The following is a 24,346-nucleotide window of genomic DNA, read 5'->3' as shown; positions in this document are numbered from 1 at the left end:
AGTTTTCGCATTGTAATGGACGCGGCTCAGACCGGCTCGCCGACTCCGAGTTGCTGCCACGCCGCCATCAGGTCGGTCGGCAAGGCTGCTTTGAACTGGCGCGGCATGCCGTCGACGGGATGATCGAAACCGAGCTGCCAGGCGTGCAACGCCTGGCGCACCAAGCCGAGCGCCGGTCGACCACCGTACAGCGTGTCGGACACCAATGCGTGGCCGCGGCTGGCCAAATGCACGCGGATCTGGTGGGTGCGGCCGGTGTGCAAGGTGCAGCGCACACCGCTGTAGGCGTCGCGCGTGGCCAGCAGTGCCACGTCGGTACGCGCGGGCTTGCCGTCGGTCACCACCGCCATCTTCACGCGCACCACCGGGTCGCGCCCGATCGGTGCCTCGATGGTGAACGAAGGCTGGCGCAGCGTGCCGTGCACCAGCGCCAGGTACTCGCGATGCACCTCGCGCGCCGCGATGGCACGGGTGAGGCCGGTCATGGCCGGTAAGGTCTTGGCGACCACCATCAGGCCGCTGGTGTCCTTGTCGAGCCGATGCACGATGCCAGCGCGCGGCAGGACCGCAGCGCCGTCGTGGTGGGCCAGCAGCGCGTTGAGCACCGTGCCCGACCAGTTACCGGGCGCGGGGTGGACGACCAGCCCCGCGGGCTTGTCGAGCACCAGCAGGTGCTCGTCCTCGAAGACGATCGCGAGCGCGATCGGCTCGGCTCGGAAGGCCTGGCTCTGCAGCGTGGGCAGCAAGGTGATCTCCACCCACTGGCCGGCGCGCACACGGCGCGACGCAGCGCAGGCGACCTGTCCATCAACAAGAACCTGACCACCTTCGACCAGTGTCTGCAGGTAGCTGCGCGAGAACTCGCCGTGCTGCGCGACCAGCCAGCGGTCAAGCCGCTCGCCGTGCTCGGCCAAGGTGACGCGAGCCGCACGGCGCTCGGCATCGGCGACCAAGGGTTCAGCAGGCTCGTCCGCCTCGGGTAGCGGCTCGGTCGCAATAGTCAGGCCCATATAATTTTCATCTTGCTTGTACGAACGCGGTCGCCTCGGTGGCTGCCTGCTTGATGATGAAGGGAATGCCTGTGATGACGCGCTTGGGATCGACCGCCGGATGGCGCGTACTGGCGGCAGCAACTGTCGCATGCAGCCTGGTCCTGGCCGGCTGCGACACCACGCCCAAGGATGAAACCTCCGGCAAGGCGACCGAAAAATTGTACGAAGAGGCGCGCGACGAAGCCGCCAACGGCAACTGGGAACGCGCCAGCAAGCTCTACGAAAAGCTCGAAGGGCGTGCTGCCGGCACGGCGCTGGCGCAGCAGGCGCAGATCGATCTCGCCTATGCGTACTACAAGACCGGCGAGAAGGCGCTGGCGATCGCCACGCTCGAGCGCTTCATACGGCTGCACCCCAGCAGCCCCGCGCTCGACTACGCTTACTACCTGCAGGGCTTGGTCAACTTCAACGAAAGGCTGGGCCTGCTCAGTTCGTTCGCGCGCCAAGATCTCTCCGAGCGCGACCAACAGGCCTCGCGTGACGCCTACCAGAGCTTTCGTCAGCTCACCACGCAGTTTCCCGACTCCAAGTACGCGCCCGATGCGCAACTGCGCATGAACTACATCGTCAGCGCGCTGGCCGCGTACGAGGTGCATGTGGCACGCTACTACTACCGGCGCGGCGCCTACGTCGCCGCCGCGAACCGGGCGCAGCAATCAGTGCAGGAGTTCCAGCGCGCGCCCGCGGGCGAAGAGGCGCTCTACATCATGATGCTCAGCTACGACAAGCTCGCCCTTCCGCAGCTGCGCGACGACGCCAAGCGCGTGCTGACGCAGAACTTTCCGCAATCGCGCTACCTCGAGGAAGGTTTCGTGGAGCGATCCAAGCCGTGGTGGCAGATCTGGTAGACGCGGCGCAAACCCGCGGCGGCCGACCTGCCTAGCCCACTGGGTCACTGAAATCGGAGCGCCGCTGTCCACCCGATACGGACGCGCTGCGGCGTTGCAATTGCTCGCAATGCCTACGGGCATTGCCGTGCTTCGCGCCTTGCATCGCATCCCGTCTCGTGTGTTCGTCGCCGCTCATTTCAATGATTCAGCGGACTCAGCGCACTAGCGAATCTCGCGCAGCCAGGCAAGCGCTTCTTCCTCATCGCGCAGCGGGCGCATTGGCGGCAAGGCCGCCCGCAGCGTGCGGCCGTAGCCCATCAGGGCCATGCGCGGGTCGCAGATCACCAGCAGCCCGCGATCGGTTTCACTGCGGATCAGGCGGCCGGCACCCTGCTTGAGCGACAACGCCGCTTCGGCGACGAAGTAGTCGCTGAACGGATTGCGCCGTTCGGCCTCTAGCCGCTTGACGCGTGCCTCGACCAGCGGGTCGCTCGGTGGCGGGAACGGCAGCTTGTCGATGATCACGCACTGAAGCGCCGCACCGGGCACGTCGATGCCCTCCCAAAAACTCTGCGAGCCGACCAGCACCGCTCGCGGCGTGTCGACAAAGCGCTGCAGCAACTGGCGTTTGGGCGCGCTGCCCTGCATGAGCACGACGATCGGCTCGCCCTCCTGCTCGAGGGTCTGCTGCAAGGCTTCGCCCACGCTGGCGAGGGCGCGCAAGGTCGTGGTGAGCACGAAGGTGCGCCCGCCCGCGGCGCGCGCGCACGCGGCCGCGAGTCGCACCACCTGCGCACTATGGCCCGGCTCGCTCGGCTTGGGAAAATTACGCGGCACATACAGGCAGGCATGCGCCGCGTAATCGAAAGGGCTGTCCACGCGCAGCGTGCGGGCGTCGTCCAGGCCGGTCTGCTCGGTGAACCAGCGCAGGCGATGGTCGGCACCGAGCGTCGCCGAGGTGAAGATCCAGGTCTTGCGCGCAGCGGCGATCTGCGCGCGCATCGCCTCGCGAATATCCAGCGGTGACTCGATCAGGCGCACGCCCTGCGGCGTGAGGTCGATCCAACGCACGCGGCCCGGCTCGGCGTCGAGCGCAAAGGCCGCGGCGCGCGCCGCCAGCGCCGCGGCGCGCTCGGCCAGCTTGACGAAGTCCGGCGCGATCGCGCTCACCACTTCGATCGCGTCGGCGGCCTGCCGGCTGGTGCGGCCCAGGGCGGCAAGCGCTTCGGTGAAGGCAGTGCTCGTGGCGCGGTCGTCCCAGCGCAGCTTGAGCGTGCCGCGCACTTCGCGCAACGGCCCGGCCGCCGCCAGCCGCAGGTCGCGCGCAGCACGGTCGCAGCTGGCGGCGAGTTCCTGCCACGGCTGCAAGCCGCGCGCATGGCCCAGGCCCAGCGCCAGCAAGTCGCGTGAGAAGTCGATCGCCTGCGCGCTGCCGAGCGTCGTGCCGAGGAAGGCGACACCGGCTTCACCGAGCTGGTGCGCCTCGTCGAAGATCGCCACCTCGACCGACGGCAACAACTCGGCCATGCCGGTGTCACGCACCGCGATGTCGGCAAAGAACAAGTGATGGTTGACGACCACCAGGTCTGCCGCCATCGCCTCGCGCCGCGCCTTCATCACGTGGCAGGCGCGGAACTCCGCGCACTCGCTGCCCAGGCAGTTCTCGCGCGTGGAACTCACCAGCGGTATGACCGGCGAGCGTTCGTCGAGGCCTTCGAGCTCGGCAAGGTCGCCACTCACCGTTCGGTGCGACCACTGCTCGATCTTGCCGAGCGCGCGCAGCACGAAGCGGTCCATCGGCGCGCTGTCGTGGTGCGCGTGCTTGAGGCGCTGCAGACACAGATAGCTGCCGCGGCCCTTGAGCAAGGCGACAACGATCGGCAGCGCGAGCGCGTCGCGCAGCCGCGGCAGATCGCGCAGAAACAACTGGTCCTGCAGGCTCTTGGTCGCGGTGCTGACGAGCACGCGCTTGCCCGACAGCAGGGCGGGCACCAGATAGGCGAAGGTCTTGCCCACGCCGGTGCCCGCCTCGGCGGCCAGCACCGAGCTTTCGTCGATCGCTCGGGCCACGGCCGCGGCCAGCTCGAGCTGCGCATCGCGTTGCCGGTAGTTCGCTTCGGCACGCGCCAGCGGTCCACCGGCCGCGAATGCGTCGCTCACCGCCTGGTGCAGCGTGTCGGCTTCGTCATGAGCGCTTGCGCCGTTCATTGAAGCGGCGGGCGGCCCCGCGCAGGCGCTCCCGACGGTCGCGCCGCCCGGCGGCTCATTGATGCACCCATCGCGTTGCGCGCCGTCGCGCCGGGCGGGAGCGTTCGTCGAAGATCATGAAAGTGGCTCCTTCGTGGCCCTGGCGGCCGTGCAGGCTCATGCCGACTCCGGCGGAGTCAGGCGAAGCTCCAGGGTGACGATCAGGTCGCGCAGCGCGAGGCGCCGTTTCTTCAATCGACGCAGGCTCAACTCGTCGAGCGGACGCTCGAGCGCAACGCGATCGATCAGGCCGTCGAGGTCGCCATGCTCGATGCGCAGCTCGATCAGGCGTCGTTGAGGGGAGTGCAGGTTGTCGTCCATCGGGCCCGCGACCGTGCGGTATCGCCGGTCTGTGGCAGCGCGCTGCGATTATAGTTTTCGCATATGAGCAGCGCGCCCCCTGGTTATCGCCTTGCCGCCGCCACCGGCCTGCACCGAGGAGATCGCGCCTACCAGCAAGACCAGGTCGGCGTGATCGCGCATCCGCGCGTACCGGGTTGTCTTTTGGCCATCGTGGCCGACGGCATGGGCGGCAAGAGCGGTGGTCGCAAGGCCGCCGACCAGGTGCTGCTCACTGCGCAGCAACTGTTCGAGCGCTATACGCCGAGCCGCGACCATGCGGGCGAGGCCCTCAAGCAGATGGTGCTCGAATCGCACCTCATGATCAGGCTGACGGCGATGACCGCCGAAGAAGAGCCGCACAGCACGCTGGCAGCGTTCCTGATCAGTCCCTCGCGCAGTTGCGACGCCATCCACGCAGGCGATTCGCGCATCTATCATTTTCGCGGCTCGGAGATGGTGAGCCGTACCAAGGACCACTCCTACGTGCAGCGCCTGGTCGACGACGGCCAGCTCAACGAAGAAGACGCCAACACGCATCCGCAGTCGAACCTGCTGACCGGCTGCCTCGGCACCCACCAGGACCCGCCGCTCACGTCGCACCACATTCCCCTGCTCGAAGTCGGCGACACGCTGCTGGTCTGCAGCGATGGCCTGTGGCACTACTTCACCCCACGCGAACTCGGCGCGATCGTGCACACCTTGCCACCGCGCGAGTCCAGCGAAATGCTGATCGGCAAGGCACGCCATCGTGCCCGAGGCGGCGGCGACAACCTGTCGCTCGCCGTGGTGCGCGTCGACACGCTCGGCTAAGACGACCCCCACGCCACTGCGGTGCTGCCCCGCTGGCCCCCGCGAGGGCCATTTCGTGGCCCTTGGGGCGCCCAGCCCGCTTGGGGCGGCCCGGGGCGAAGTCTGAGCCGGGCGCGCATCGCTGCGTTGCGTGGCCCGGCAGCGGGTCGCTCGCGGCAACGCCGCTACCCCGCCCACGACACCGCCTGATAACCCGGCACTACGGCGCAGATGCGGCACCGATCGATGGCAGCGCCTTTGCAGCCGGCTTACCGGTCTGGCGCCGCGCCGCCTCGCGTCGGGCCGACGCGTCCTGGCGCTTGCCCGCCGCCTGCAGCCGGGCCTCGGTGGCCTCGCGCGCTCGTTGCTCGCGCAGTCGCAGCTCGGCGGCGCTGCGCTTGAGCGGTACCGGGGGTACCGATGAAGGCACCGCGCCGGCCGGCTCGGGCCGGCGCCGGATCAGCAGCGGCGTGGTCTCGATCGGCAGCAACGGTGCGGACGCGCGTTCGCGCTCATCCGCCGCCCGGTGCAGCTGCTTGCCCTTGATGCGCTCGTGCCGGGCCGCCGCGCGCCGTTGGCGCTCGGCGTCGTCGAGCGCAGCCTGGCGGCTGGCCAGATCAGACAAGGCCCGCCGGCGCTCGCCGTGTGCCGCCTCGAGGCAGGTCATGACCGCAAAGCGCTCGGCGCAGTCGCGCTGGCTCGCCGCATGGCGCGCATCGACCTGCTGGCGCCGTGCGGCGATCTCGGCGCGCGCTGCGGCATCGACCGGGCCCGACGGGGCCGCCACGCCGGCCGCTGCCACGCCCATCGCGACGACGGACAACAACCGCCTTGCCATGTAACGGACCCAAGACCGGTTCATGTGAGCCCCGTGTCGACTTCGCGCCGCGACAGCGCCAGAAACTCGTGCGAGCGCATCTCGTGCAGCCGCGACACCGTGCGCACAAACTCGTGCAGCAAGGGGCCTGCGGTATAGAGCCGCTCGGGCGTGACGGCGGCAGAGACGATGAGCTTCACACGGCGATCGTAGAGCACGTCGACCAGCCAGGTGAAGCGCCGTGCCTCGGACGCCAGCCGCGGCGGCATTTCCGGAACGCCCGACAGCAGCAGGGTGTGGAACTGCGCGGCCAGCTCGAGGTAGTCATTCTGCGAGCGCGGGCCGCCGCAGAGCTGCTTGAAATCGAACCACACCACGCCCCCGGCACGACGGCGCGACCGCATCGTGCGCTGCTCGATGTGCAGCACCGGGTCTTCATCCCTGGCCTCGGCCAGCCGCTCGAAGGTGGCGGCGAGCGCCGCGTCGGCCTCTGGCCCGAGCGGCGTGTGGTAGAGCGTCACATCCTCCAGCGTGCGCCGCCGGTAGTCGATGCCGGCATCGACGTTGATGACCTCGAGCTTGGCCTTTAGCAGCTCGATGGCCTCGAGGATGCGCTCGCGGTGCAGCCCGTTCGGGTACAGCGCGTCGGGGTGGAAGTTGGAGGTGATGACGATGCTCACGCGGTTGGCGAACAGGGCGTCGAGCAGACGGTGCAGGATCATCGCGTCGGTCACGTCGGCAACGTGGAACTCGTCGAAGCAGATCAGGCGAAAGCGCCGTGCGATGCGCCGGCCCAGCTCGTCGAGAGGGTTGACGGTGCCTTTTAGGTCCTGTAGCTCGCGGTGTACCTCGCGCATGAACTCATGAAAGTGCAGCCGCGTCTTGCGCACCAGCGGCACGGCCTGGAAGAAGCAGTCCATGAGGAAGCTCTTGCCGCGCCCCACCCCGCCGTGCATGTAGACGCCGCGGGGTATCGGCGGGTGGCGCAGCAGCTTCGTGACCGCGTTGCCGCGCCGCGCCTTGTAGTCGGCCCATTCGCCCTCGCAGCGCTCGAGGGCATCGATGGCGCGCCACTGCGCCGCATCGGCCGTGTAGCCGCGCTCGGCCAGGGCCGCCTCGTAGAGCTGGCGCAGCGCCACGGTCTCAGAAGTTGAGCGCCCGTTTGTCGACCGCCAGCGCCGCTTCCTTGGTCGCCTCCGACAGTGACGGGTGCGCATGGCAGATGCGCGCGATGTCTTCGCTGCTCGCCTTGAACTCCATCGCCACCACCGCCTCGGCAATCAGCTCGCTGGCCAACGGGCCGACGATGTGCACGCCGAGGATTTCATCGGTCTTGGCGTCGGCCACCACCTTGACCATGCCGGTGGTGTCGCCCATCGCACGCGCACGGCCATTGGCCATGAAGGGAAAGCTGCCCGCCTTGTAGGCGCGGCCGGCCGCCGCGAGCTGCTGCTCGGTCTGGCCCACCCAGGCAATCTCGGGCGAGGTGTAGATCACCCACGGAATGGTGTTGAAGTTGACGTGGCCGTGCTGGCCGGCGATGCGCTCGGCGACGGCCACGCCCTCCTCCTCGGCCTTGTGAGCGAGCATCGGTCCGCGCACCACGTCGCCGATGGCCCAGACGCCCGGCAGGTTGGTCTTGCAGTCGTCGTCGACCACGACCGCGCCGCGCTCGTCGAGCTTCAGGCCCACGGCCTCGGGGTTCAAGCCGGTCGTGTTGGGCACGCGGCCGATCGACACGATGAGCTTGTCGACCTCGAGCGTCTGCGCTTGGCCCTTGGCATCGCTGTAGGCGATCGACACGCCCTTCTTGCCGCTCGCGACCGCGCCGATCTTCACGCCCAGTTCGACCTTCAAGCCCTGCTTGGCAAACGCCTTCTGCGCCTCCTTGGCGATTTGCGCGTCCACCGCACCCAGGAACGCCGGCAGGGCTTCCAGCACGGTGACTTCGGCGCCGAGCCGCCGCCACACCGAACCCATCTCGAGGCCGATCACGCCAGCGCCGATCAGGCCGAGCTTCTTAGGCACCGCCGGGATGCGAAGTGCGCCGTCGTTGCTGAGGATCTGTTCCTCGTCGAAGGCCGCGCCGGGCAGTGCACGCGCGTTGGAGCCGGTCGCGACGATAACGTGCTTGCCGACGAGCTGCTCGTCGGCCGTGCCGCTCACCTTCAGTTCGTAGCCGCCCTCGAGCGCCCTCACGAACGACGCGCGGCCATGAAAGAAGCTGATCTTGTTCTTCTTGAACAGGTAGAGGATGCCGTCGTTGTTCTGCTTCACGACGGCGTTCTTGCGGCCCAGCATCTTGGCCAGATCGAGGCTCAGTTCGCCAACGTTGATGCCGTGCGCGGCAAAGTGCTTGCCCGCATGTTCGTAGTGCTCGCTCGACTGCAGCAGCGCCTTGCTCGGTATGCAGCCGACGTTGGTGCAGGTGCCGCCCGGCGCCGGGCCACCCTGGCCGTTCTTCCACTCGTCAACGCAGGCGGTGTTGAAGCCCAGTTGTGCCGCGCGGATGGCGGCGATCTGCCCGCCCGGGCCGCCGCCGATGACGATGACGTCGAATTGCTTGATGCTCATCGGTCTGCCCTCGCTCAGATGTCGAACAACAGCCGCGCCGGGTCTTCCAGCGCTTCCTTCATCGCCACCAGGCCGAGCACCGCTTCGCGGCCGTCGATGATGCGGTGGTCGTAGCTCATCGCCAGGTAGTTCATCGGCCGCACCACGACCTGGCCGTTCTCGACCACGGCGCGGTCCTTGGTCGCATGCACGCCCAGGATGGCGGACTGCGGCGGGTTGATGATGGGCGTTGAAAGCATCGAGCCGAACACGCCGCCGTTGCTGATGGAGAAGGTGCCGCCCATCAGCTCCTCGAGCGCGAGCTTGCCGTCCTTGGCCTTCTGGCCGAACTCGGCGATCTTCTTTTCGATGTCGGCAAAGCTCATCTGGTCGGCATTGCGCAGCACCGGCACCACCAGGCCGCGAGGCGAGCCGACCGCGATGCCGATGTCGAAGTAGCCGTGGTAGACGATGTCGTTGCCGTCCACGCTGGCGTTGATCAGCGGGTACTTCTTGAGCGCGGCCACCGCCGCCTTCACGAAGAAGCTCATGAAGCCGATCTTCACGCCGTGCTCTTTCTCGAACTTCTCTTGAAAGCGCTTTCGCATCTCCATCACCGGGGCCATGTTGACCTCGTTGAAGGTGGTGAGGATGGCGTTGGTGGCCTGCGACTGCAGCAGCCGCTCGGCGATGCGCGCGCGCAGACGCGACATCGGCACGCGCTGCTCAGGGCGCTCGCCGAGGTTGCCGAGCGACATCGGTGCAGCCACCGCGGGCAACACGCGCGGCGCCGGTGCGGCCCCGGGCGTCGTGGCCGGTGCGGCCTTGGGTGCGGCCTTGGCACCGCCTTCCAGCACACCGAGCACGTCGCCCTTGGTGACGCGGCCGTCCTTGCCCGTGCCGGCAACCGAGCCGGCGCCGAGCTGGTGGTCGGCCATGAGCTTGGCAGCCGAGGGCATCGCCACGTCGGACTTGCTGGTGCCGCTGGCCTGCGCCGACGCGGCCGCCGGCGCGGCCGGGGCGGCAGCCGCAGCGACCGCCACCGGCTTGATTTCAAGCGGGCTCACTGCCGCCTGCGCCTCGGTGTCGATCCGGGCGATCACCTCGTCGCTGGTGCAGCTTTCGCCGTCGTTCTTGACCAGCTGCGCCATCACGCCGGCGGCGGGCGCCGGCACTTCGAGCACGACCTTGTCGGTCTCGATCTCGACCAGGATTTCATCCAGCTCGACCGGCTCTCCGGGCTTCTTCCTCCATTGCAGCAGGGTCGCTTCGGCGACCGATTCGGAGAGCTGCGGGACTTTGACTTCTACGATGGCCATGAATGCTTTCTTCGATGAGCGGACGGCGCATCGCGCTGGCTTCGCGGTGTGCAACCGACCTGTGGGTCGGTTGCAAGCAGCGAGTCATTGCGGCGCGAAAACGTCCGCAATGAGGTCACTTGGTGAGGACGAAACCCTTGAGCTTGCCGTAGGCATGGTCGAGCAGCGCCTTTTGCTGCTCGAGGTGCAGGTGCGCGTAGCCCACTGCCGGCGAGGCCGAGAACGGCCGCCCGGCATAGCCGAGCTTCTGGCCTTCGCCCATGTTCTCGTGGATGTAGTGCTGCACGAAGAACCAGGCACCCTGGTTCTGCGGCTCGTCCTGGCACCAGACGATTTCGGTCGCGTTCGGATATTTCTTCAGCTCGCTCGTGAACGCCTTGTGCGGGAAGGGGTAGAGCTGCTCGATGCGCAACAGCGCGACATCGGTGCTCTTCTTCTCGTTGCGGCGCTTCACGAGGTCGTAGTACACCTTGCCGCTGCAGGCAATGATGCGCTTGACCTTGTCGGGCTGAATCTCGGCGTTCTGCTCGGCGATCACGGTGCGGAATTCGCCGCGCGTGAATTCCGAGAGTGGCGAGCCGGCGTCCTTGTTCCGAAGCAGCGACTTCGGCGTCATGATGATCAGCGGCTTTCTGAACATGCGCACCTGCTGGCGGCGCAGCAGGTGGAAGATCTGGCTGGCCGAAGTGGGCTGGCAGACCTGCATGTTGTTGTCGGCCGACAGCTGCATGAAGCGCTCCAGCCGCGCCGAGCTGTGCTCCGGCCCCTGGCCTTCGTAGCCGTGCGGCAGCAGCAAGGTAAGGCCGTTGGCGCGGCCCCACTTGACCTCGCCCGAGGCGATGAACTGGTCGATCACCACCTGCGCGCCGTTGACGAAGTCGCCGAACTGCGCCTCCCAGATCGTCAGCGTGTTCGGGTCGGCGCTCGCGTAGCCGTACTCGAAACCGAGCACCGCCTCTTCGGAGAGGATGGAGTCGATCACCGTGAACGGCGCCTGGCCGTCAGCCACGTGCTGCAGCGGCGTCCAGGTGCCTTCGTCCCAGCGCTCGCGGTTCTGGTCGTGCAGCACCGCGTGGCGGTGCGTGAAGGTGCCGCGGCCGCAGTCCTCGCCCGACAGCCGAATCGGGTAGCCACTGGCCACCAGCGAGGCATAGGCCAGGTGCTCGCCCATGCCCCAGTCGACATTGATCTCGCCGCGGCCCATGGCGGCGCGGTCGGCCAGCACCTTCTCGACCAGCGTGTGGATCTTGAAGTTCTTGGGCACCGTCGTCAGCCGCTCCGACAGACGCCTGATCTCGGCCAACGGCAACGCGGTGTCGGCCGCGTCGGTCCACTTCTTGTTCAGATACGGCGACCAGTCGACCGCGTACTTTCTCTTGTAGTCGGTGAGCACCGGATCGACCGTGTGCTTGCCCGAATCCATGGCGGCGCGAAAGGACTTGATCATCGCGTCCGGCTCGTCGGGCTTCATCGTGCCCTGGGCCACCAGCTTGTCGGCGTAGAGCTTGCGCGTGCCGGGGTGGGCCGCGATCTTCTTGTACATGAGCGGCTGGGTCAGTGCCGGCGTGTCCTGCTCGTTGTGGCCGAGTTTCCTGAAGCAGATGATGTCGACCACCACGTCCTTCTTGAACTGCTGGCGGTAGTCGAGCGCCAGCTGGGTACAGAGAACCACCGCCTCTGGGTCGTCGCCGTTCACGTGCAACACCGGCGCTTCGATCATCTTGACCACGTCGGTGCAATAGAGCGTCGAGCGCGAGTCGCGCGGGTCGCTGGTGGTGAAGCCGATCTGGTTGTTGATGACGATGTGCAAGGTGCCGCCGGTGTAGTAGCCGCGCGTCTGAGCCAGCGCCAGCGTCTCCATCACCACGCCCTGGCCGGCGAAGGCGGCGTCACCATGCACCAGCACCGGCAGCACCTGGCCGCCCTCCTTGTCGCCGCGGCGGTCAAGGCGCGCCTTGACCGAGCCTTCGACCACCGGGTTGACGATCTCCAGGTGCGAGGGATTGAACGACAGGCTCAGGTGGACCGGACCGCCGGGCGTGGGAACGTCGCTCGAGAAGCCCTGGTGGTACTTCACGTCTCCGGCCGGCAGGTCTTCCTTGGCGGTGTGGTCGAACTCGCTGAACAGCTCCTTGGGCGCCTTGCCGAGCGTGTTGACCAGCACGTTGAGCCGGCCGCGGTGCGCCATGCCGATGACGATTTCCTGCACACCCGACTCGCCGCCGCGCTGCACCACTTCGTCCATCGACGCGATGAAGCTTTCGCTGCCTTCGAGCGAGAAGCGCTTCTGGCCGACGTACTTGGTGTGCAGGTAGCGCTCGAGGCCTTCGGCGGCGGTGAGGCGGTCGAGGATCTGCAATTTGCCGTCGGCGCTGAAGCTGGGCTTGGCGCGGATGCGCTCGAGCTTCTCTTGCCACCAGCGCTTCTCGGCCGGCTCGGTGATGTGCATGAACTCCGCGCCGATGCTGCCGCAATAGGTTTCGCGCAGTGCCTGCAGGATCTCGCGCAGGGTCTGCTGCTCGGCGGTGGTGAAATAAGTGTTGGTGGCACTGAACGTGATGTCCATGTCGGACTCGCTCAGGTCGTAGAACGCCGGCTCCAGCTCCGGGATGCGCGGTCGCTCGGCGCGCTTCAAGGGGTCCAGGTCGGCCCAGCGTGCGCCCAGCGATCGGTAGGCGGCGATCAGCGACTGGACGTGAACCTGCTTGCGCGCAACCGCCAGTTCGGCGGCACTGGCCTTGACGGCGAAGGCATTGGACTTGGCGCGCTGCGCGAACGATTCGACCACCGGCGCATGCGCCACGTCGCGCGAATCGGAGCCGTCACCGGCCGGCACGTTTTGCAGCGCGTCGAAATACGCACGCCACTTGTCGGGCACCGATGCGGGGTTGTCGAGGTAGGCCTCGTACAACTCTTCGACATAGGGCGCGTTGCCCCCGAACAGGTACGAGTTAGAGCGGTACTGCTGCATCATCTTCGCTCACCTTTGGCCCTGGCATACAGGGCGTTGGCTGGTTGGATAAACCTTCCGCGACACGGCTGGACCGGTTGGCGGATTGCGACCCGCCTTCGCTTGTTCAAGTGAACCAGAAAAGGGGACGGGAAGGATCTTTGGAGCCGCGCGACTTTAGCACCGGGGCGACGCCGCGCCCCGGCTCCAAGGCTCACTGCACCGCGCGCGAGGCCGGCGGCTGGTCGATCGTCGCGGTGAACACCTCGCCGCCGTCGACCGCGTCGAAACGGTACTGCGTGCCGCAGAACTCGCAGGCCACCTCGGCCAGACCCCGCTCGGCAATCAGCCCGTCGAACTCCTCGCGGCCCAGCCCCTGCAGCATGCGTGCCACGCGCTCGCGCGAGCAGCGGCAGAGGACGCGCGGGCCCGCGCTGCCGGTGAGCGGCTCGAAGCGGTGCAGGGGCTCTTGCCAGAACAGGCGATGCAAGAGGGTGTCGGCGTCCTGCGTCAGCAGTTCGCCTGCGTTCAAGGTCGCACTCAGGTGGGCGATGCGGTTGTAGGCCTCGTTCACGCCGATCTCGTCCTCGTTGCGTCGGGCCCCGAGGTTGCCCTCGCCCTGCACCGGCATGCGCTGGATCAAGAGCCCGGCGGCGAGCTGGTCGTTGGCCGCCAGGATGAGCCGCGTGTCGAGCTGCTCGGACTGCAGCATGTAGTGCTCCAGCACGTCCGACAGGCGCTGCAGCGGTTCGCGCCGGTCGCCGTGCAGCGGTACCACACCTTGGTAGGGCTGTTGGCCGGGAAAACGCTGTTTCGGGTCGAGCGTGATCGCACAGCGCCCCTTGCCGCCGACGTTGACCATCGCCTCCAGGCGCGCACCCGCAGCGACCTCGCCCACCACCGTGGCGGTGGCGCGCAGCGACAGGTCGGACTGGATCTCGGCCACCGCAAGCCTGACCGGCCCGTCGCCGGAAATCTGCAGCACGAGTGCGCCCTCGAATTTCAGACTGGCCTGCATCAGCACCCCGGCCGCCGCCATCTCACCGAGCAGCATGCGCACCGGCTCGGGGTAAGCCCCGGTGCTTGCGCGACGTGCCAGCAGGTCGGTCCACGCGTCGGTCAGGCGCACCAGCATGCCGCGCACCGGCATGCGTTCAAACATGAATTTATGCAGTTCGCTCATCGTGGATGGATTGTCGCGAGCGTTCAAACGATGCGCCTCAGCGCGGTCTTGAAGCGCTGTCCACGCTCCACATATGACGCAGCGCCTCGCTGCTGCCGTGCGATGTCATCTGGCGTCAGCGCACGAACCGCCTTGGCGGGGCTGCCCAGGATCAGCATGCCGTCCTCGAAGACCTTGTTCTCGGTCACCAGCGCCCCCGCGGCCACCAGGCAATTGCGACCGATGCGCGCACCGTTCAAGACCACTGCACCGATGCCGATCAACGCGCCGTCGCCCACCGTGCAGCCATGCAGCATGGCTTGGTGACCGACCGTGACGCCCTCGCCCACCACCAGCGGCGAGCCCATGTCGGTGTGCAGCACGCTGCCTTCCTGCACGTTGGAATTGCGCCCGATGGTGATCGGCTCGTTGTCGCCGCGCATCGTCACGTTGGACCAGACGCTCACGCCCTCGCCGATCACCACCGAGCCGATCAGCTCGGCGCTTTCGGCCACATAGGCACTCTCGTGAACTCGAGGCACGCGATCGTCCAGCTGAAACAGGGCCATGTCGAACTCCGTCAAAGCGATAATTTTACGGATGCAGCCCGCCGCCCCGCCCCACCCCGCCGAGCTGCGGCGCGCCGCGCTCGCGCTGCTGGAACAAAGCGACCCACAGGCCAAGGCCTGCGGCACCCGCGCCCTCTTCGCGGCACGCGACTGCCTCAGCCTTGACGCCGCCGTCGTCCTGAGGCCGAGCGCTCCGCTGCCCGGGCGTCCGCAGCGGCCGCTGTTAATGCCTGCCCTGCGCGTGCCGCAACGCAGCCTTGCCACGGTCAAAGGCCGTGCCGCACTGCTGCACGCCATTGCGCACATCGAGTTCAATGCCATCAACCTGGCACTCGACGCGTTGTGGCGCTTCCCGGGTCTTCCGAGCGCCTATTACCGCGACTGGCTCCAGGTGGCCGCGGAAGAGGCGCACCACTTCACGCTGCTGCGCGAACACCTGCTCGGGCTCGGCCACGATTACGGCGATTTCGACGCGCACGACGGCCTGTGGACGATGACGGCGCGCACCGCGCACGACCCGCTTGCTCGCATGGCGTTGGTGCCTCGCACCCTGGAAGCGCGCGGCCTCGACGCCACGCCGCCGCTGCAGCGCAAGCTCGGCAGTGCGGGCGATGCGCGCGCCGTGGAGATCCTGGAAATCATCCTGCGCGACGAGATCGGCCACGTGGCCATCGGCAACCGCTGGTATCGCTGGCTGTGCGAACGGGGCGGCCTCGACCCGGTGGCGCTCTACCCGGAACTGGCGGCACGCTACGAGGCGCCACGGCCGCGCCCGCCGTTCAACCTAAGCGCGCGCGAAGCGGCCGGTTTCAGCGCGGAAGAACTGGCACTGCTGGGCGCTTGACAGCCGCCCGGGCCGCGGTTGCGGTTGCGGTTGCGGTTGCGGTTGCGGTTGCGGTTGCGGTTGCGGTTGCGAGTGAGCCGGTCGCTCAGGCGAGCGTCGCACCGCGCGCCGCGGCGGGCACCGCTACACCGCGCCAGCGCAGGTTGGCGCCGCCCACCACGGCGCCGAGCAGCGCCCCGGCCAACACGTCGAGCGCGACATGCTGGCGCACCGCCAAGGTCGAGTAGAGGATGCCAGCGCACCACAGCCAGTCGAGCCCGCGCAGTGCCCGCGGCGCGTTCACGTCGCGAAGCACGCGGTCGATCCAGAGCGCCGCGAACACCGCGAAGGCCGCATGCAAGGACGGGCAGGCGTTGCCGGCCATATCCACCTGCTTGAGGAACACGAAGGCGGCGTGCCGCGACCAATCGATCTCGAGCGCCGGCACCGCCGTCGGCCACAGCATGAAGATGCCCAGGCCGACGAGGCTGAGCACCAACGCGCCCAGGCCAAAGCTGAGCAGCTCACGGCGGTCGGCCAGCAGCGCGGGTGCAAGCGAGACGTACAGCCACAGCGACGCGTACAGCGGCAGCGCCTGGGGCACGAATCCGATCCAGCGGTCCGGCGCCGTCAGCGGCATGGTGATGACGGCGAACAGCGGGTGATGCAGCGTCCAGAAATAGGCCACGAAGAAGGCACCGATGCCCAGCGTCGTGCCGCTTGCCTTGGTGATCGGCACGGTGCGCAGGCGCCGGCCGATGCGCTGGCGCCAGTCGCTGGCGCAGGACGAGCGCGCAGAAGTCATGCCTCAGCTTAACGTGGCGCGCGCGCACCGGCCGGTCGACTCGAGCCCGTCGGCAGTACACGCAGCGAGCGTGAGGGCTCGACCTCAGCCGCGCGGGTGGTGTCGCGCATGCAGTTGCTTGAGCCGCTCGCGCGCCACGTGGGTGTAGATTTGCGTGGTGGAGATATCGGCGTGGCCGAGCAGCATCTGCACCACGCGCAGGTCGGCGCCGTGGTTGAGCAGGTGCGTCGCGAAGGCGTGGCGCAGCGTGTGCGGTGACAGCGGCACCGCCACCTCGGCCGCGCGTGCATGTTTCTTGATCAGGTGCCAGAAGCCCTGGCGCGACATCGCCGCGCCGCGTGCGGTGACGAACAGCGCGTCGCTGGCCTGCCCGCCCAGGATCGCCGCGCGCGCCTCTGCGAGGTAGCGCATCAACCAGCCGTGCGCTTCTTCGCCGAACGGCACCAACCGCTCCTTCGCACCCTTGCCGGTGGCGCGCAACGCGCTTTCCGAGAAGCCGATGTGTACCGTCTTCAGCCCCACCAGTTCGCTCACGCGCAGGCCGCTCGCATACATCAGCTCGAGCATCGCGCGGTCGCGCAGGCCGAGCGGCGTCGCGGTGTCGGGCGCGGCCAGCAGCGCCTCGACCTGCGCTTCACTCAGCGTCTTGGGCACGCGCAGCGGCTGCTTGGCCGACAGCAGCTTCAAGGTCGGGTCGGCCAGCAGCCGGTGCTCGCGCAACGCCCAGCGGAAATAGCGCTTGAACACGGTCAGGCGCCGGTTCGAACTGGTCGCTCGCGTCGCCGCATGGCGGGCAATGGCATAGCCGCGCAAATCACTCTCGCTGCTGGCGTCGAGCGACTTGCCGCATGCCGCGCCCAGCCACTGGGCATACAAGCTCAGGTCGCGGCGGTAGGCGGCCAAGGTGTTGGCCGCCAGACCGTCCTCGATCCACAGGGCGTCAAGGAACAGGTCGATGGCGGCGGCGCTGTCAGGCTGCATCGGGCAGAGTGTGCCGCGAAGCGACGCCCTCGCTGTTGCGCGGCGCCCTGGGCCGCTATTCAAGCTCGAGCTTTTGCTCCTCGACCCCCTTCTTGTAAACCTCGTACTCGGCACGCGTCTGCGCGGCGAACTGTTCGGGCGTGTTGGCCACCCCACACGCCTTCGGCGGGTAGGCTCGCCGCATGCGCGACCTGTTGCTGCTGCTGCCCGATTTCTTGCTGATCGCCAGCGGCTTCGTCATCTGCCGCACGACCGCACTCGACCGCACCGTCTGGCAGGCCGCCGAGCGCCTCGTGTATTACCTGCTGTTTCCGGTGCTGCTGTTCACCTCGATCGTGCGCAACCCGCTGGGCCCGGGCGAAGCCGCCTGGCTCGCTCTTGCGGGCCTGGCGACCGTGGCGCTCGGGGTGGCACTGGCCTATGCGCTGGCACGCTGGCCTGGTGTCGACGCGCGCCTGCATGCCTCGGGCGCACAGGTCGCGTTTCGCTTCAACTCCTACGTCGCGCTCGCCCTGGCCGAACGCCTGGGCGGCGCGGCGGGCGTGGCGCACATGGCGGTGCTGGTGGCCGTGTGCGTGCCGCTGTGCAATGTGGCGGCGGTGCTGCCGCTGGCGCGCCACGGCGGGCACCACTTCGGCCGCGAGTTGCTGCGCAATCCGCTGATCATCGGCACCCTGGCCGGCCTGCTGGCCAACCTCGCCGGGCTGCGCTTCCCCGAAGCGGTGGAAACCACGCTGCAGCGCATCGGCCAGGCAGCGCTGCCGCTGGGCCTGATGGCCGTGGGCGCCGGGCTGCAACTCGGCGCGCTGACCGCAGCGCCCCGGCTCGCGGCGGCCTTGCTGCTGATCCGCCATGCGCTGCTGCCGGCGTTCGCGCTGGCGCTCGGGCTGTGGCTGGGTCTGCCGGCGCTGCAACTGAGCATGCTGCTCGTGTTTGCCGCAATGCCGACCGCGTCGAGTTGCTACGTGCTGGCCGTGCGCATGGGCGGCAACGGGCCGTTCGTGGCCGGGCTGGTGACGGTGTCGACCCTGCTCGGCATGCTGACGCTGCCGGCCTGGATTGCCCTGCGGCAGGCAACGCCGTAGCGAAGGCCGCGCCACCCTGCGCGGTACGGCGAAGCACCGTGCGCGGGCTGGCTCAGAAAAGCCGCGCGGCGCGGCGAGTCATGACCCGCCGCGCCGCGCGCCGATCCGATCGGCCAGGAACCACGGGCCTTGCGACCCATGAGCCCCTGGCACCCGGTTCATCCCCGCATGCCGATTTCGCGCCAGTTCGCCGACAGCGACGAATTCGCGCTCGGCCGGTCGTTGACGCGCGCCATCCAGGCCTGCACGTTCTTCAACGCCGGATCGATCTTCGCCCCGGTCGACACGTAGAAGTCCAGGCAGCAGTACAGAACGATGTCGCCGATGGTGAGGCGCTCGCCGCACAGGAAGCGCTTGCCCTGCAGCAGCGTGTCGACCAGCGCAAGGCCGTCCATGCCCTTGGCATTCAGGCCCACAGACGCTTCGGGCAGGCAGCGCACACGGTCCTTGAACAGCGGCAAGCCCGCACCGAAGCGAAACGAGTTGTAGAAGTATTCGCAGACGTTGAGCTCGACGCGGCGCAGCGCCATGCGTGCCTCGGCTCGCTCGACCGGTGTCGCTCCGATCAGCGCCGGCGTGGGATGCAGCTCCTCGAGGTATTCGCAGATCGCCACCGTCTCCGAGATGACCTGCCCGTTGTCGAGCTCGAGGCACGGAACCTGACCGGTCGGATTCTTCTTGAGATAGGGCTCCCTGCGGTTCTCGCCGCCGAGGATGTCGTGGTTTTCAATCGCCATGGTGATGTTCTTTTCTGCCATGAACATCAGCACCATGCGTGGGTTGGGACCGAACGAACTCAGTAATTTCAAAACGTTCTCCTCATCAAGGGGTCAATCAAGCGCTACTCACGCGTGTCCGGCATTGCCGGACACGCGACTCTGACAGGGACTCTCGCGAATCCCGACTTAAATGCACATCGGCTCTAGAAGATTTCCTTGTACGGACGCAGATCGATCTCCTGCGCCCAGGCGGTGCGCGGCTGGCGGTGAAGATACCAATAGGTAGCCGCGATGGCGTCGACGTCGAGCAGCCCGTCCTCACCGCGCTGCTCGACCATCTTGGGCATCGCGTTGCGCAAGCGCTCGCCATTGATGCCGCCGTCGATCACCACATGGGCCACATGAATGCCCAGCGGGCCGAACTCGCGCGCCATGCTCTGCGACACCATGCGCAGCCCGGCCTTGGCCGCCGCAAAATGAGCGAAGCCCGCCTTGCCGCGCATGCTGCCCGAGGCGCCGGTGAAGATCACCGTGCCGCGCCCGAGCGGGGCCAAGCGCCGCGCCGCCTCGCGACCGACCAGGAAGCCGCCGAAGCAGCCGACACGCCAGAAGCTCTCGAACTGCGCGGCCGTCAGCGCGCGAAAGTCAATGATCTGGTTGTTGCCGGCATTGAACACCACCAAGTCGACCGGCTCGCGGCCGGCGCCCGGGTCCATCGCCAGGTCGAACAGTCGCGCGACATCCGCTTCGGACGTGGTGTCGGTGGCAACCGCCTGGGCGCTGCCCCCGGCGGCACGAATGCCGCTCGCAATGTGCTCGATCTTGGCGGCGGTGTGCCCCGCGACGAGCACGTGGTAGCCCTCGGCTGCGAAGCGCCGGCAAACCGCGCCCCCGACTCCCCGCTCGGCACCGACGCCCACCACCACCGCTGTTGGAATGCCCACGCTGTTCTCCGGCTGAAGCGCGCCCAGTGCGCCCGTCAAGGCGCGCACTCTGCGCTCGCCAAGGTCGTCACGTCAAACGAAATGTCCACGCTGGGTTCGATGGCCCGTCGCGGCACTTAAAGCGCCAGAGGCGCGACCCTGCAATAGACCGCACCGCCCTCGCAAAAGCACTACCCGGGCGGGTAGTGCGCGAGCGACGCCTGCGCCACGGCCCAGTCGATGTGCTCGCGCACCAGCGCGCTCGACCCGTCGCGCGCCGCCACCAGGGCCTGGGCAAATGCCGCATTGCCGGTCTCGCGCCATGCGTTGCCGAGCGCCACCGCCAAATTGCGTCGCCAGCGCTCGTGGCCGATGCGGCGGATCGCGCTGCCCTCGGTGTACTGCAAGAAATCGGCTTCACTCCAGGCCCAAAGTGCCAGCAAGGTCGGCGCGTCGAAGGCCTCGCGTGTGTCGAAATCCGGCAGGCTCGCGCGCTGCGCGTACTTGTTCCAGGGGCACACCAGCTGGCAATCGTCGCAGCCGTAAATGCGGTTGCCCATCAAGGGCCGCAGCTCGACGGGGATGGGCCCGTCATGTTCGATCGTCAGGTAGGAGATGCAGCGCCGCGCGTCGAGCCGGCGTTCACCGAGGATGGCCTGCGTGGGGCACACATCGATGCAGGCGCGGCAGCTGCCGCAGTGCGCGTCCACCGGTTCGGTGAGCGGCAGCGCCAGGTCGGTGTAGATCTCGCCCAGGAAGAACATCGAGCCGGCCTCGCGCGACAGCACCAGCGTGTGCTTGCCGCGCCAGCCGATGCCGCTGCGGGTCGCCAACTCCACTTCGAGCACCGGCGCCGAATCGGTGAAGACGCGGTGGCCGAAGGGGCCGAGCTGTTGCGCCAGGCGCTCGGCGAGCGTCTGCAGCCGCGCCCGCAAGACCTTGTGGTAATCACGCCCCCTCGCATAGAGCGAGACCGTCGCCGTGTGCGGCCGCGCGAGGCGCTCGAACTCCACCGCCTGCCAGCCCTCGGTCAGCGCACGCGGCAGGTAATCCATGCGCGCGGTGATCACGCGCACCGTGCCGGGCACCAGTTCGGCCGGCCGCGCGCGCCTGACGCCGTGACGCGCCATGTAGCCCATGCTGCCGTGAAAGCCCTGTTGCAACCACGCCTGCAGGCCCGGCTCGGCGCTCGCCAGATCGATGTCGGCCACGCCGATCTGGGAAAATCCGAGTTCGCGCGCCATGCGGCGCAGACTCGCCAACACAGACTCTTCCCCGACGACGACCGGCGCTCGATGCATCCACCGATTCTAGAAACGCTGCAAGAACACTGGCGCGACGAGGCCGCATGCGCCGACCGCGCCCAGACCCTGGCCGCCAATCCCGCCCTGCGTGACGCCTTCATCGAGCTGCAGGGGCCGCTCGGCGCCGGCAAGACCACGTTCACGCGCCATCTGCTGCGCGCGCTCGGCGTGGCGGGCCCCGTCAAGAGCCCGAGCTATGCCGTGGTCGAGCCCTACGAGCTGGCCACCGGCCCGGCCTGGCACTTCGACTTCTACCGCTTCGCAGACGAGCGCGAATGGGAGGACGCGGGCTTTCGCGACATCTTCGCCGGCCCCGGGCTCAAGCTCGTGGAATGGGCCGACAACGCGGGCGAGACCTTGCCGGCGCCCGACCTGCGCCTGGAACTCACGCCGCTCGAAGGCGACCACCGCGCCGTGACCACCCACGCCTACACGCCGCGCGGCCAGGAGCTGCTCCGTTGAGCCTGCAGCGGCGATCGTTGATGCGCGGTGCGGGCGCGCTCGTGCTGCTGCTCGGTACCCGCGAGCTGGCGTTCGGTGCGAGCATCGTCGCGGTGCGCGTGTGGCCGGCCGAGGACTACACGCGCGTGACCATCGAGTCCGACACGGCGTTGGCCGCGCGGCACTTCCTGGCCGACAACCCGCAGCGCGTGGTGATCGACGTCGACGGCCTGGAACTCAGCCCCGAGCTGCGCGAATTGATCGCCAAGGTCAAACCCGGCGACCCCTTCATTGCCGGCATACGCGTCGGCCAGAACCAGCCGCGCGTGGTGCGCCTGGTGATCGACTTGAAGCAGCCGAGCGCGCCGCAGGTCTTTGCGCTGGCGCCGGTTGCCGCCTACCGCCACCGCTTGGTGTTCGACCTGCACCCCGCCACCGAGCCCGACCCGCTTCTCGCCCTGCTGCAGGAAAAGGCTGCCGCCGACCACAGCGCCGCGGTCACGCCGGCCGATCGCGCCGCCTCGGCGGTGAATGACGCACTGGGCGACTTCATCGGCGGCATTGGCAAGGGCGGCATTCCCGGGCGCCTGCCACCCCCCCCGTCCGACCCGACGCTGCCGCCACCGAGCGGCCCGTTGCGCATCACCGAACGGCTGGTGATCGTTGCGCTCGATCCCGGCCACGGCGGCGAAGACCCCGGCGCCATCGGCCCGAGCGGGCTGCGCGAGAAAGACGTCGTGCTGCAGGTCGCGCTACAACTGCGCGAGCGCATCAATGCCCAGCCCAACATGCGCGCCATGATGACGCGCGACGGCGATTTCTTCGTGCCGCTGCACGAGCGCGTGCGCAAGGCGCGGCGCGTGCAGGCCGACCTGTTCATCTCGATCCACGCCGACGCCTTCATCAAGCCGCATGCAAGCGGCGCCTCGGTGTTTGCGCTCAGCGAATCGGGCGCCACCAGCGTGGAGGCGCGCTGGATGGCCAACAAGGAAAACGCCGCCGACCTGGTGGGCGGCGTCAACATCAAGAGCAAGGACGCCGCCGTCACGCGCGCGCTGCTCGACATGTCGACCAGCGCCCAGATCAAGGACAGCCTGAAGCTCGGCGCCGAGGTGCTCGGGCGCATCGGCCAGGTGGGCCGGCTGCACAAGCCGCGCGTCGAGCAAGCCGGTTTCGCGGTGCTCAAGGCGCCCGACGTGCCCTCGATCCTGGTCGAGACGGCCTTCATCTCCAACCCCGACGAAGAGGCCAAGCTGCGCGACCCGCGCTACCAGGCGCAACTGGTCGAGGCGCTGGTCGCCGGCATCGGCCGCTACTTCGCGAAGAACCCGCCGCTGGCGCGCAATCGCGGGACTTGAACGGACCTTGACGCCGGTCCCGTGCGAAGCACGGCGCTCGCCCACGGCTCGAGTGCCGTCGAACCTCTCTGAAGCTCAGCGGTTCGCAGCGCCTTGAACCACCGCCACCGCGCGCCGTGTCCGCCATGCGCCGTAGAGCGCGATCACACCCGGAATCAGGATCATTGCCCAGATGATCTTGTCCAGGTGTTCCTTGACCCAGGGGATGTTGCCGAACAGGTAGCCGGCCAGCGTGATGCCGCCGACCCAGAGCACGCCGCCGATCACGTCGAACAACGTGAAGCGGCGGTGCGTCATCTGCGCCACACCGGCCACGAAGGGCGCGAAGGTGCGCAGGAACGGCATGAAGCGCGCCAGCACAATGGTGATGCCGCCGTACTTTTCATAGAACGCATGCGCCTGGTCGAAGGCGCGCTTGTTGAAGAAGCGCGAGTCTTCCCACTGGAATACCTTCGGGCCGAAGAACCGGCCAATGGCGTAGTTGCTCTGGTTGCCCAGGATCGCCGCGGCGATCAGCAGCCCCATCACCAGCGGCAGGTTCATCAGCCCCGCGCCGGCCAGCGCACCGACCACGAAGAGCAGCGAATCGCCGGGCAGAAAGGGCATCACGACGACGCCGGTCTCGACGAAGATGATCAGGAACAGCAGCGCGTAGACCCAGGCGCCGTAGGCCTGCACGAAGGCGGCCAGGTGCACATCCACGTGCAGGATGAAGTCGATCACGAAGGCGAGGAATTCCATGCGGCGCGATTATCGAGGCAGTCCATGTTGCCGTTGATTCCGGCTGATTGCCGGCAGGTCTGAAGCCGCCGGCGCCTCGATTCCTACAATGCAGCCATGAACGCCATGGCCCAGCCCGCGCCACGCCGCCCGATCCGCGAACTGCCCGACGAACTCGTCAGCCAGATCGCGGCCGGCGAGGTGGTGGAGCGCCCTGCCTCGGTGGTGCGCGAGCTGCTCGACAACGCGCTCGACGCGGGCGCCACCGAGGTCACCGTCAAGCTGGTCGGCGGCGGCATCCGCATGATCTCGGTCGAAGACGATGGCCAGGGCATTCCGGCCGACCAACTGGCGCTGGCACTGCGCCGCCATGCCACCAGCAAGATCGCTTCGCTGCCCGAACTCGAAGGCGTGGCGACGATGGGCTTTCGCGGTGAAGCGCTCGCGGCCATCGCCTCCATCGCCGAGCTGACGCTGGCGAGCCGCACGGCCGACGCGCCCCATGCGCAGCGGCTCGACGCCCGCTCCGGCGAGTTGACACCGGCGGCGCGTGGCGT

The 24,346-nt window shown here is 68.1% G+C and carries 23 protein-coding genes; 7 read left to right on the top strand and 16 right to left on the bottom strand.

Annotation, left to right across the window (positions count from 1 at the left end; genetic code table 11):
* Window positions 1-26: 26 nt before the first annotated feature.
* Window positions 27-1,010, bottom strand: coding sequence for an RluA family pseudouridine synthase (locus tag RMO12_RS11970; RefSeq protein ID WP_309639468.1), 984 nt, complete (start codon window positions 1,008-1,010; stop codon window positions 27-29).
* A 74-nt stretch (window positions 1,011-1,084) separates the two neighbouring features.
* Here RMO12_RS11970 and RMO12_RS11965 point away from each other — a divergent pair, with 74 nt between their 5' ends.
* Window positions 1,085-1,900, top strand: coding sequence for an outer membrane protein assembly factor BamD (locus RMO12_RS11965; RefSeq protein ID WP_309624425.1), 816 nt, complete (start codon window positions 1,085-1,087; stop codon window positions 1,898-1,900).
* A gap of 204 nt (window positions 1,901-2,104) precedes the next feature.
* Here the strand turns inward: RMO12_RS11965 and RMO12_RS11960 are convergent, their stop codons facing one another.
* Both RMO12_RS11960 and RMO12_RS11955 read right to left on the bottom strand, forming a co-directional pair.
* Window positions 2,105-4,090, bottom strand: coding sequence for an ATP-dependent DNA helicase (locus tag RMO12_RS11960; protein ID WP_309639467.1), 1,986 nt, complete (start codon window positions 4,088-4,090; stop codon window positions 2,105-2,107).
* A 156-nt stretch (window positions 4,091-4,246) separates the two neighbouring features.
* Window positions 4,247-4,450: a YdcH family protein gene (locus RMO12_RS11955; protein WP_309624427.1), complete on the bottom strand. Its 204-nt coding sequence runs from the start codon at window positions 4,448-4,450 to the stop codon at window positions 4,247-4,249.
* 63 nt (window positions 4,451-4,513) lie between these two features.
* On the opposite strand from RMO12_RS11955, the gene RMO12_RS11950 reads away from it, so the two are divergent.
* Window positions 4,514-5,281, top strand: coding sequence for a protein phosphatase 2C domain-containing protein (locus RMO12_RS11950; RefSeq protein ID WP_309639466.1), 768 nt, complete (start codon window positions 4,514-4,516; stop codon window positions 5,279-5,281).
* A gap of 199 nt (window positions 5,282-5,480) precedes the next feature.
* Here the strand turns inward: RMO12_RS11950 and RMO12_RS11945 are convergent, their stop codons facing one another.
* The 7 genes from RMO12_RS11945 to RMO12_RS11915 all read right to left on the bottom strand — a co-directional run bounded on the left by RMO12_RS11945 (window position 5,481) and on the right by RMO12_RS11915 (window position 14,630).
* Window positions 5,481-6,083 (bottom strand): hypothetical protein, encoded by a 603-nt coding sequence (locus tag RMO12_RS11945; RefSeq protein ID WP_309639465.1) that lies wholly within the window; start codon window positions 6,081-6,083, stop codon window positions 5,481-5,483.
* A 35-nt stretch (window positions 6,084-6,118) separates the two neighbouring features.
* Window positions 6,119-7,216 (bottom strand): cell division protein ZapE, encoded by a 1,098-nt coding sequence (gene zapE / locus RMO12_RS11940; RefSeq protein WP_309639464.1) that lies wholly within the window; start codon window positions 7,214-7,216, stop codon window positions 6,119-6,121.
* A gap of 4 nt (window positions 7,217-7,220) precedes the next feature.
* Window positions 7,221-8,651 (bottom strand): dihydrolipoyl dehydrogenase, encoded by a 1,431-nt coding sequence (lpdA, locus tag RMO12_RS11935; protein ID WP_309626845.1) that lies wholly within the window; start codon window positions 8,649-8,651, stop codon window positions 7,221-7,223.
* Between the two features lie 14 nt (window positions 8,652-8,665).
* Complete coding sequence (odhB, locus tag RMO12_RS11930; RefSeq protein WP_309639463.1) at window positions 8,666-9,949, bottom strand: 2-oxoglutarate dehydrogenase complex dihydrolipoyllysine-residue succinyltransferase; 1,284 nt, start codon at window positions 9,947-9,949, stop codon at window positions 8,666-8,668.
* A gap of 115 nt (window positions 9,950-10,064) precedes the next feature.
* Window positions 10,065-12,923 carry a 2-oxoglutarate dehydrogenase E1 component gene (locus tag RMO12_RS11925; RefSeq protein ID WP_309639462.1) on the bottom strand — a complete coding sequence of 953 codons (2,859 nt, stop codon included), beginning with the start codon at window positions 12,921-12,923 and terminating at the stop codon, window positions 10,065-10,067.
* A 190-nt stretch (window positions 12,924-13,113) separates the two neighbouring features.
* Entirely contained in the window at window positions 13,114-14,082 is a 969-nt protein-coding gene (locus tag RMO12_RS11920; protein ID WP_309639461.1) for an Hsp33 family molecular chaperone HslO, read from the bottom strand.
* 23 nt (window positions 14,083-14,105) lie between these two features.
* On the bottom strand, window positions 14,106-14,630 hold the full coding sequence (locus RMO12_RS11915) for a gamma carbonic anhydrase family protein (protein ID WP_309639460.1): 525 nt from the start codon (window positions 14,628-14,630) through the stop codon (window positions 14,106-14,108).
* A 31-nt stretch (window positions 14,631-14,661) separates the two neighbouring features.
* On the opposite strand from RMO12_RS11915, the gene RMO12_RS11910 reads away from it, so the two are divergent.
* Window positions 14,662-15,474, top strand: coding sequence for a ferritin-like domain-containing protein (locus tag RMO12_RS11910; protein ID WP_309639459.1), 813 nt, complete (start codon window positions 14,662-14,664; stop codon window positions 15,472-15,474).
* Between the two features lie 85 nt (window positions 15,475-15,559).
* Here the strand turns inward: RMO12_RS11910 and RMO12_RS11905 are convergent, their stop codons facing one another.
* Together RMO12_RS11905 and xerD are read right to left on the bottom strand one after the other, a co-directional pair.
* On the bottom strand, window positions 15,560-16,258 hold the full coding sequence (locus tag RMO12_RS11905; protein ID WP_309639458.1) for a phosphatase PAP2 family protein: 699 nt from the start codon (window positions 16,256-16,258) through the stop codon (window positions 15,560-15,562).
* A gap of 84 nt (window positions 16,259-16,342) precedes the next feature.
* Complete coding sequence (gene xerD, locus RMO12_RS11900) at window positions 16,343-17,239, bottom strand: site-specific tyrosine recombinase XerD (RefSeq protein ID WP_309639457.1); 897 nt, start codon at window positions 17,237-17,239, stop codon at window positions 16,343-16,345.
* Window positions 17,240-17,421: 182 nt separating this feature from the next.
* Between xerD and RMO12_RS11895 the strand changes: the two genes are divergently transcribed.
* Window positions 17,422-18,324, top strand: coding sequence for an AEC family transporter (locus RMO12_RS11895; RefSeq protein WP_309626598.1), 903 nt, complete (start codon window positions 17,422-17,424; stop codon window positions 18,322-18,324).
* A gap of 158 nt (window positions 18,325-18,482) precedes the next feature.
* On the opposite strand, the gene RMO12_RS11890 is transcribed toward RMO12_RS11895, so the two are convergent.
* From RMO12_RS11890 to queG, 3 genes are all read right to left on the bottom strand, one after another.
* On the bottom strand, window positions 18,483-19,133 hold the full coding sequence (locus RMO12_RS11890; RefSeq protein WP_309639456.1) for a glutathione S-transferase family protein: 651 nt from the start codon (window positions 19,131-19,133) through the stop codon (window positions 18,483-18,485).
* Between the two features lie 113 nt (window positions 19,134-19,246).
* A complete protein-coding gene (locus RMO12_RS11885) occupies window positions 19,247-19,987 on the bottom strand; it encodes an SDR family NAD(P)-dependent oxidoreductase (RefSeq protein WP_309639455.1) in 741 nt (246 codons plus the stop codon).
* 170 nt (window positions 19,988-20,157) lie between these two features.
* Window positions 20,158-21,267 (bottom strand): tRNA epoxyqueuosine(34) reductase QueG, encoded by a 1,110-nt coding sequence (gene queG / locus RMO12_RS11880; RefSeq protein WP_309639454.1) that lies wholly within the window; start codon window positions 21,265-21,267, stop codon window positions 20,158-20,160.
* Between queG and tsaE the strand changes: the two genes are divergently transcribed.
* On the top strand, window positions 21,262-21,732 hold the full coding sequence (tsaE, locus tag RMO12_RS11875; RefSeq protein WP_309625643.1) for a tRNA (adenosine(37)-N6)-threonylcarbamoyltransferase complex ATPase subunit type 1 TsaE: 471 nt from the start codon (window positions 21,262-21,264) through the stop codon (window positions 21,730-21,732). The two genes, queG and tsaE, sit on opposite strands and share 6 nt — an antisense overlap.
* A gap of 2 nt (window positions 21,733-21,734) precedes the next feature.
* Entirely contained in the window at window positions 21,735-23,069 is a 1,335-nt protein-coding gene (locus RMO12_RS11870) for an N-acetylmuramoyl-L-alanine amidase (RefSeq protein ID WP_309639479.1), read from the top strand.
* 75 nt (window positions 23,070-23,144) lie between these two features.
* Here the strand turns inward: RMO12_RS11870 and RMO12_RS11865 are convergent, their stop codons facing one another.
* A complete protein-coding gene (locus RMO12_RS11865) occupies window positions 23,145-23,810 on the bottom strand; it encodes a DedA family protein (RefSeq protein ID WP_309639453.1) in 666 nt (221 codons plus the stop codon).
* 96 nt (window positions 23,811-23,906) lie between these two features.
* On the opposite strand from RMO12_RS11865, the gene mutL reads away from it, so the two are divergent.
* Window positions 23,907-24,346 (top strand): DNA mismatch repair endonuclease MutL (gene mutL / locus RMO12_RS11860; protein WP_309639452.1); only part of this gene is annotated, 440 nt, incomplete at its 3' end.

Origin of the sequence: Methylibium sp. (assembly GCF_031393925.1) — a bacterium.
GTDB lineage: Bacteria > Pseudomonadota > Gammaproteobacteria > Burkholderiales > Burkholderiaceae_C > Methylibium.
This window is presented reverse-complemented; position numbering and strand designations above follow the sequence as displayed.

Coding starts and splice junctions, on each gene's coding strand:
- RMO12_RS11970 (WP_309639468.1), bottom strand. CDS start 1,010: ATGGGCCTGACTATTGCGACCGAGCCGCTACCCGAGGCGGACGAGCCT.
- RMO12_RS11965 (WP_309624425.1), top strand. CDS start 1,085: ATGACGCGCTTGGGATCGACCGCCGGATGGCGCGTACTGGCGGCAGCA.
- RMO12_RS11960 (WP_309639467.1), bottom strand. CDS start 4,090: ATGAACGGCGCAAGCGCTCATGACGAAGCCGACACGCTGCACCAGGCG.
- RMO12_RS11955 (WP_309624427.1), bottom strand. CDS start 4,450: ATGGACGACAACCTGCACTCCCCTCAACGACGCCTGATCGAGCTGCGC.
- RMO12_RS11950 (WP_309639466.1), top strand. CDS start 4,514: ATGAGCAGCGCGCCCCCTGGTTATCGCCTTGCCGCCGCCACCGGCCTG.
- lpdA (WP_309626845.1), bottom strand. CDS start 8,651: ATGAGCATCAAGCAATTCGACGTCATCGTCATCGGCGGCGGCCCGGGC.
- odhB (WP_309639463.1), bottom strand. CDS start 9,949: ATGGCCATCGTAGAAGTCAAAGTCCCGCAGCTCTCCGAATCGGTCGCC.
- RMO12_RS11925 (WP_309639462.1), bottom strand. CDS start 12,923: ATGATGCAGCAGTACCGCTCTAACTCGTACCTGTTCGGGGGCAACGCG.
- RMO12_RS11920 (WP_309639461.1), bottom strand. CDS start 14,082: ATGAGCGAACTGCATAAATTCATGTTTGAACGCATGCCGGTGCGCGGC.
- RMO12_RS11915 (WP_309639460.1), bottom strand. CDS start 14,630: ATGGCCCTGTTTCAGCTGGACGATCGCGTGCCTCGAGTTCACGAGAGT.
- RMO12_RS11910 (WP_309639459.1), top strand. CDS start 14,662: ATGCAGCCCGCCGCCCCGCCCCACCCCGCCGAGCTGCGGCGCGCCGCG.
- RMO12_RS11905 (WP_309639458.1), bottom strand. CDS start 16,258: ATGACTTCTGCGCGCTCGTCCTGCGCCAGCGACTGGCGCCAGCGCATC.
- xerD (WP_309639457.1), bottom strand. CDS start 17,239: ATGCAGCCTGACAGCGCCGCCGCCATCGACCTGTTCCTTGACGCCCTG.
- RMO12_RS11895 (WP_309626598.1), top strand. CDS start 17,422: ATGCGCGACCTGTTGCTGCTGCTGCCCGATTTCTTGCTGATCGCCAGC.
- tsaE (WP_309625643.1), top strand. CDS start 21,262: ATGCATCCACCGATTCTAGAAACGCTGCAAGAACACTGGCGCGACGAG.
- queG (WP_309639454.1), bottom strand. CDS start 21,267: ATGCATCGAGCGCCGGTCGTCGTCGGGGAAGAGTCTGTGTTGGCGAGT.
- RMO12_RS11865 (WP_309639453.1), bottom strand. CDS start 23,810: ATGGAATTCCTCGCCTTCGTGATCGACTTCATCCTGCACGTGGATGTG.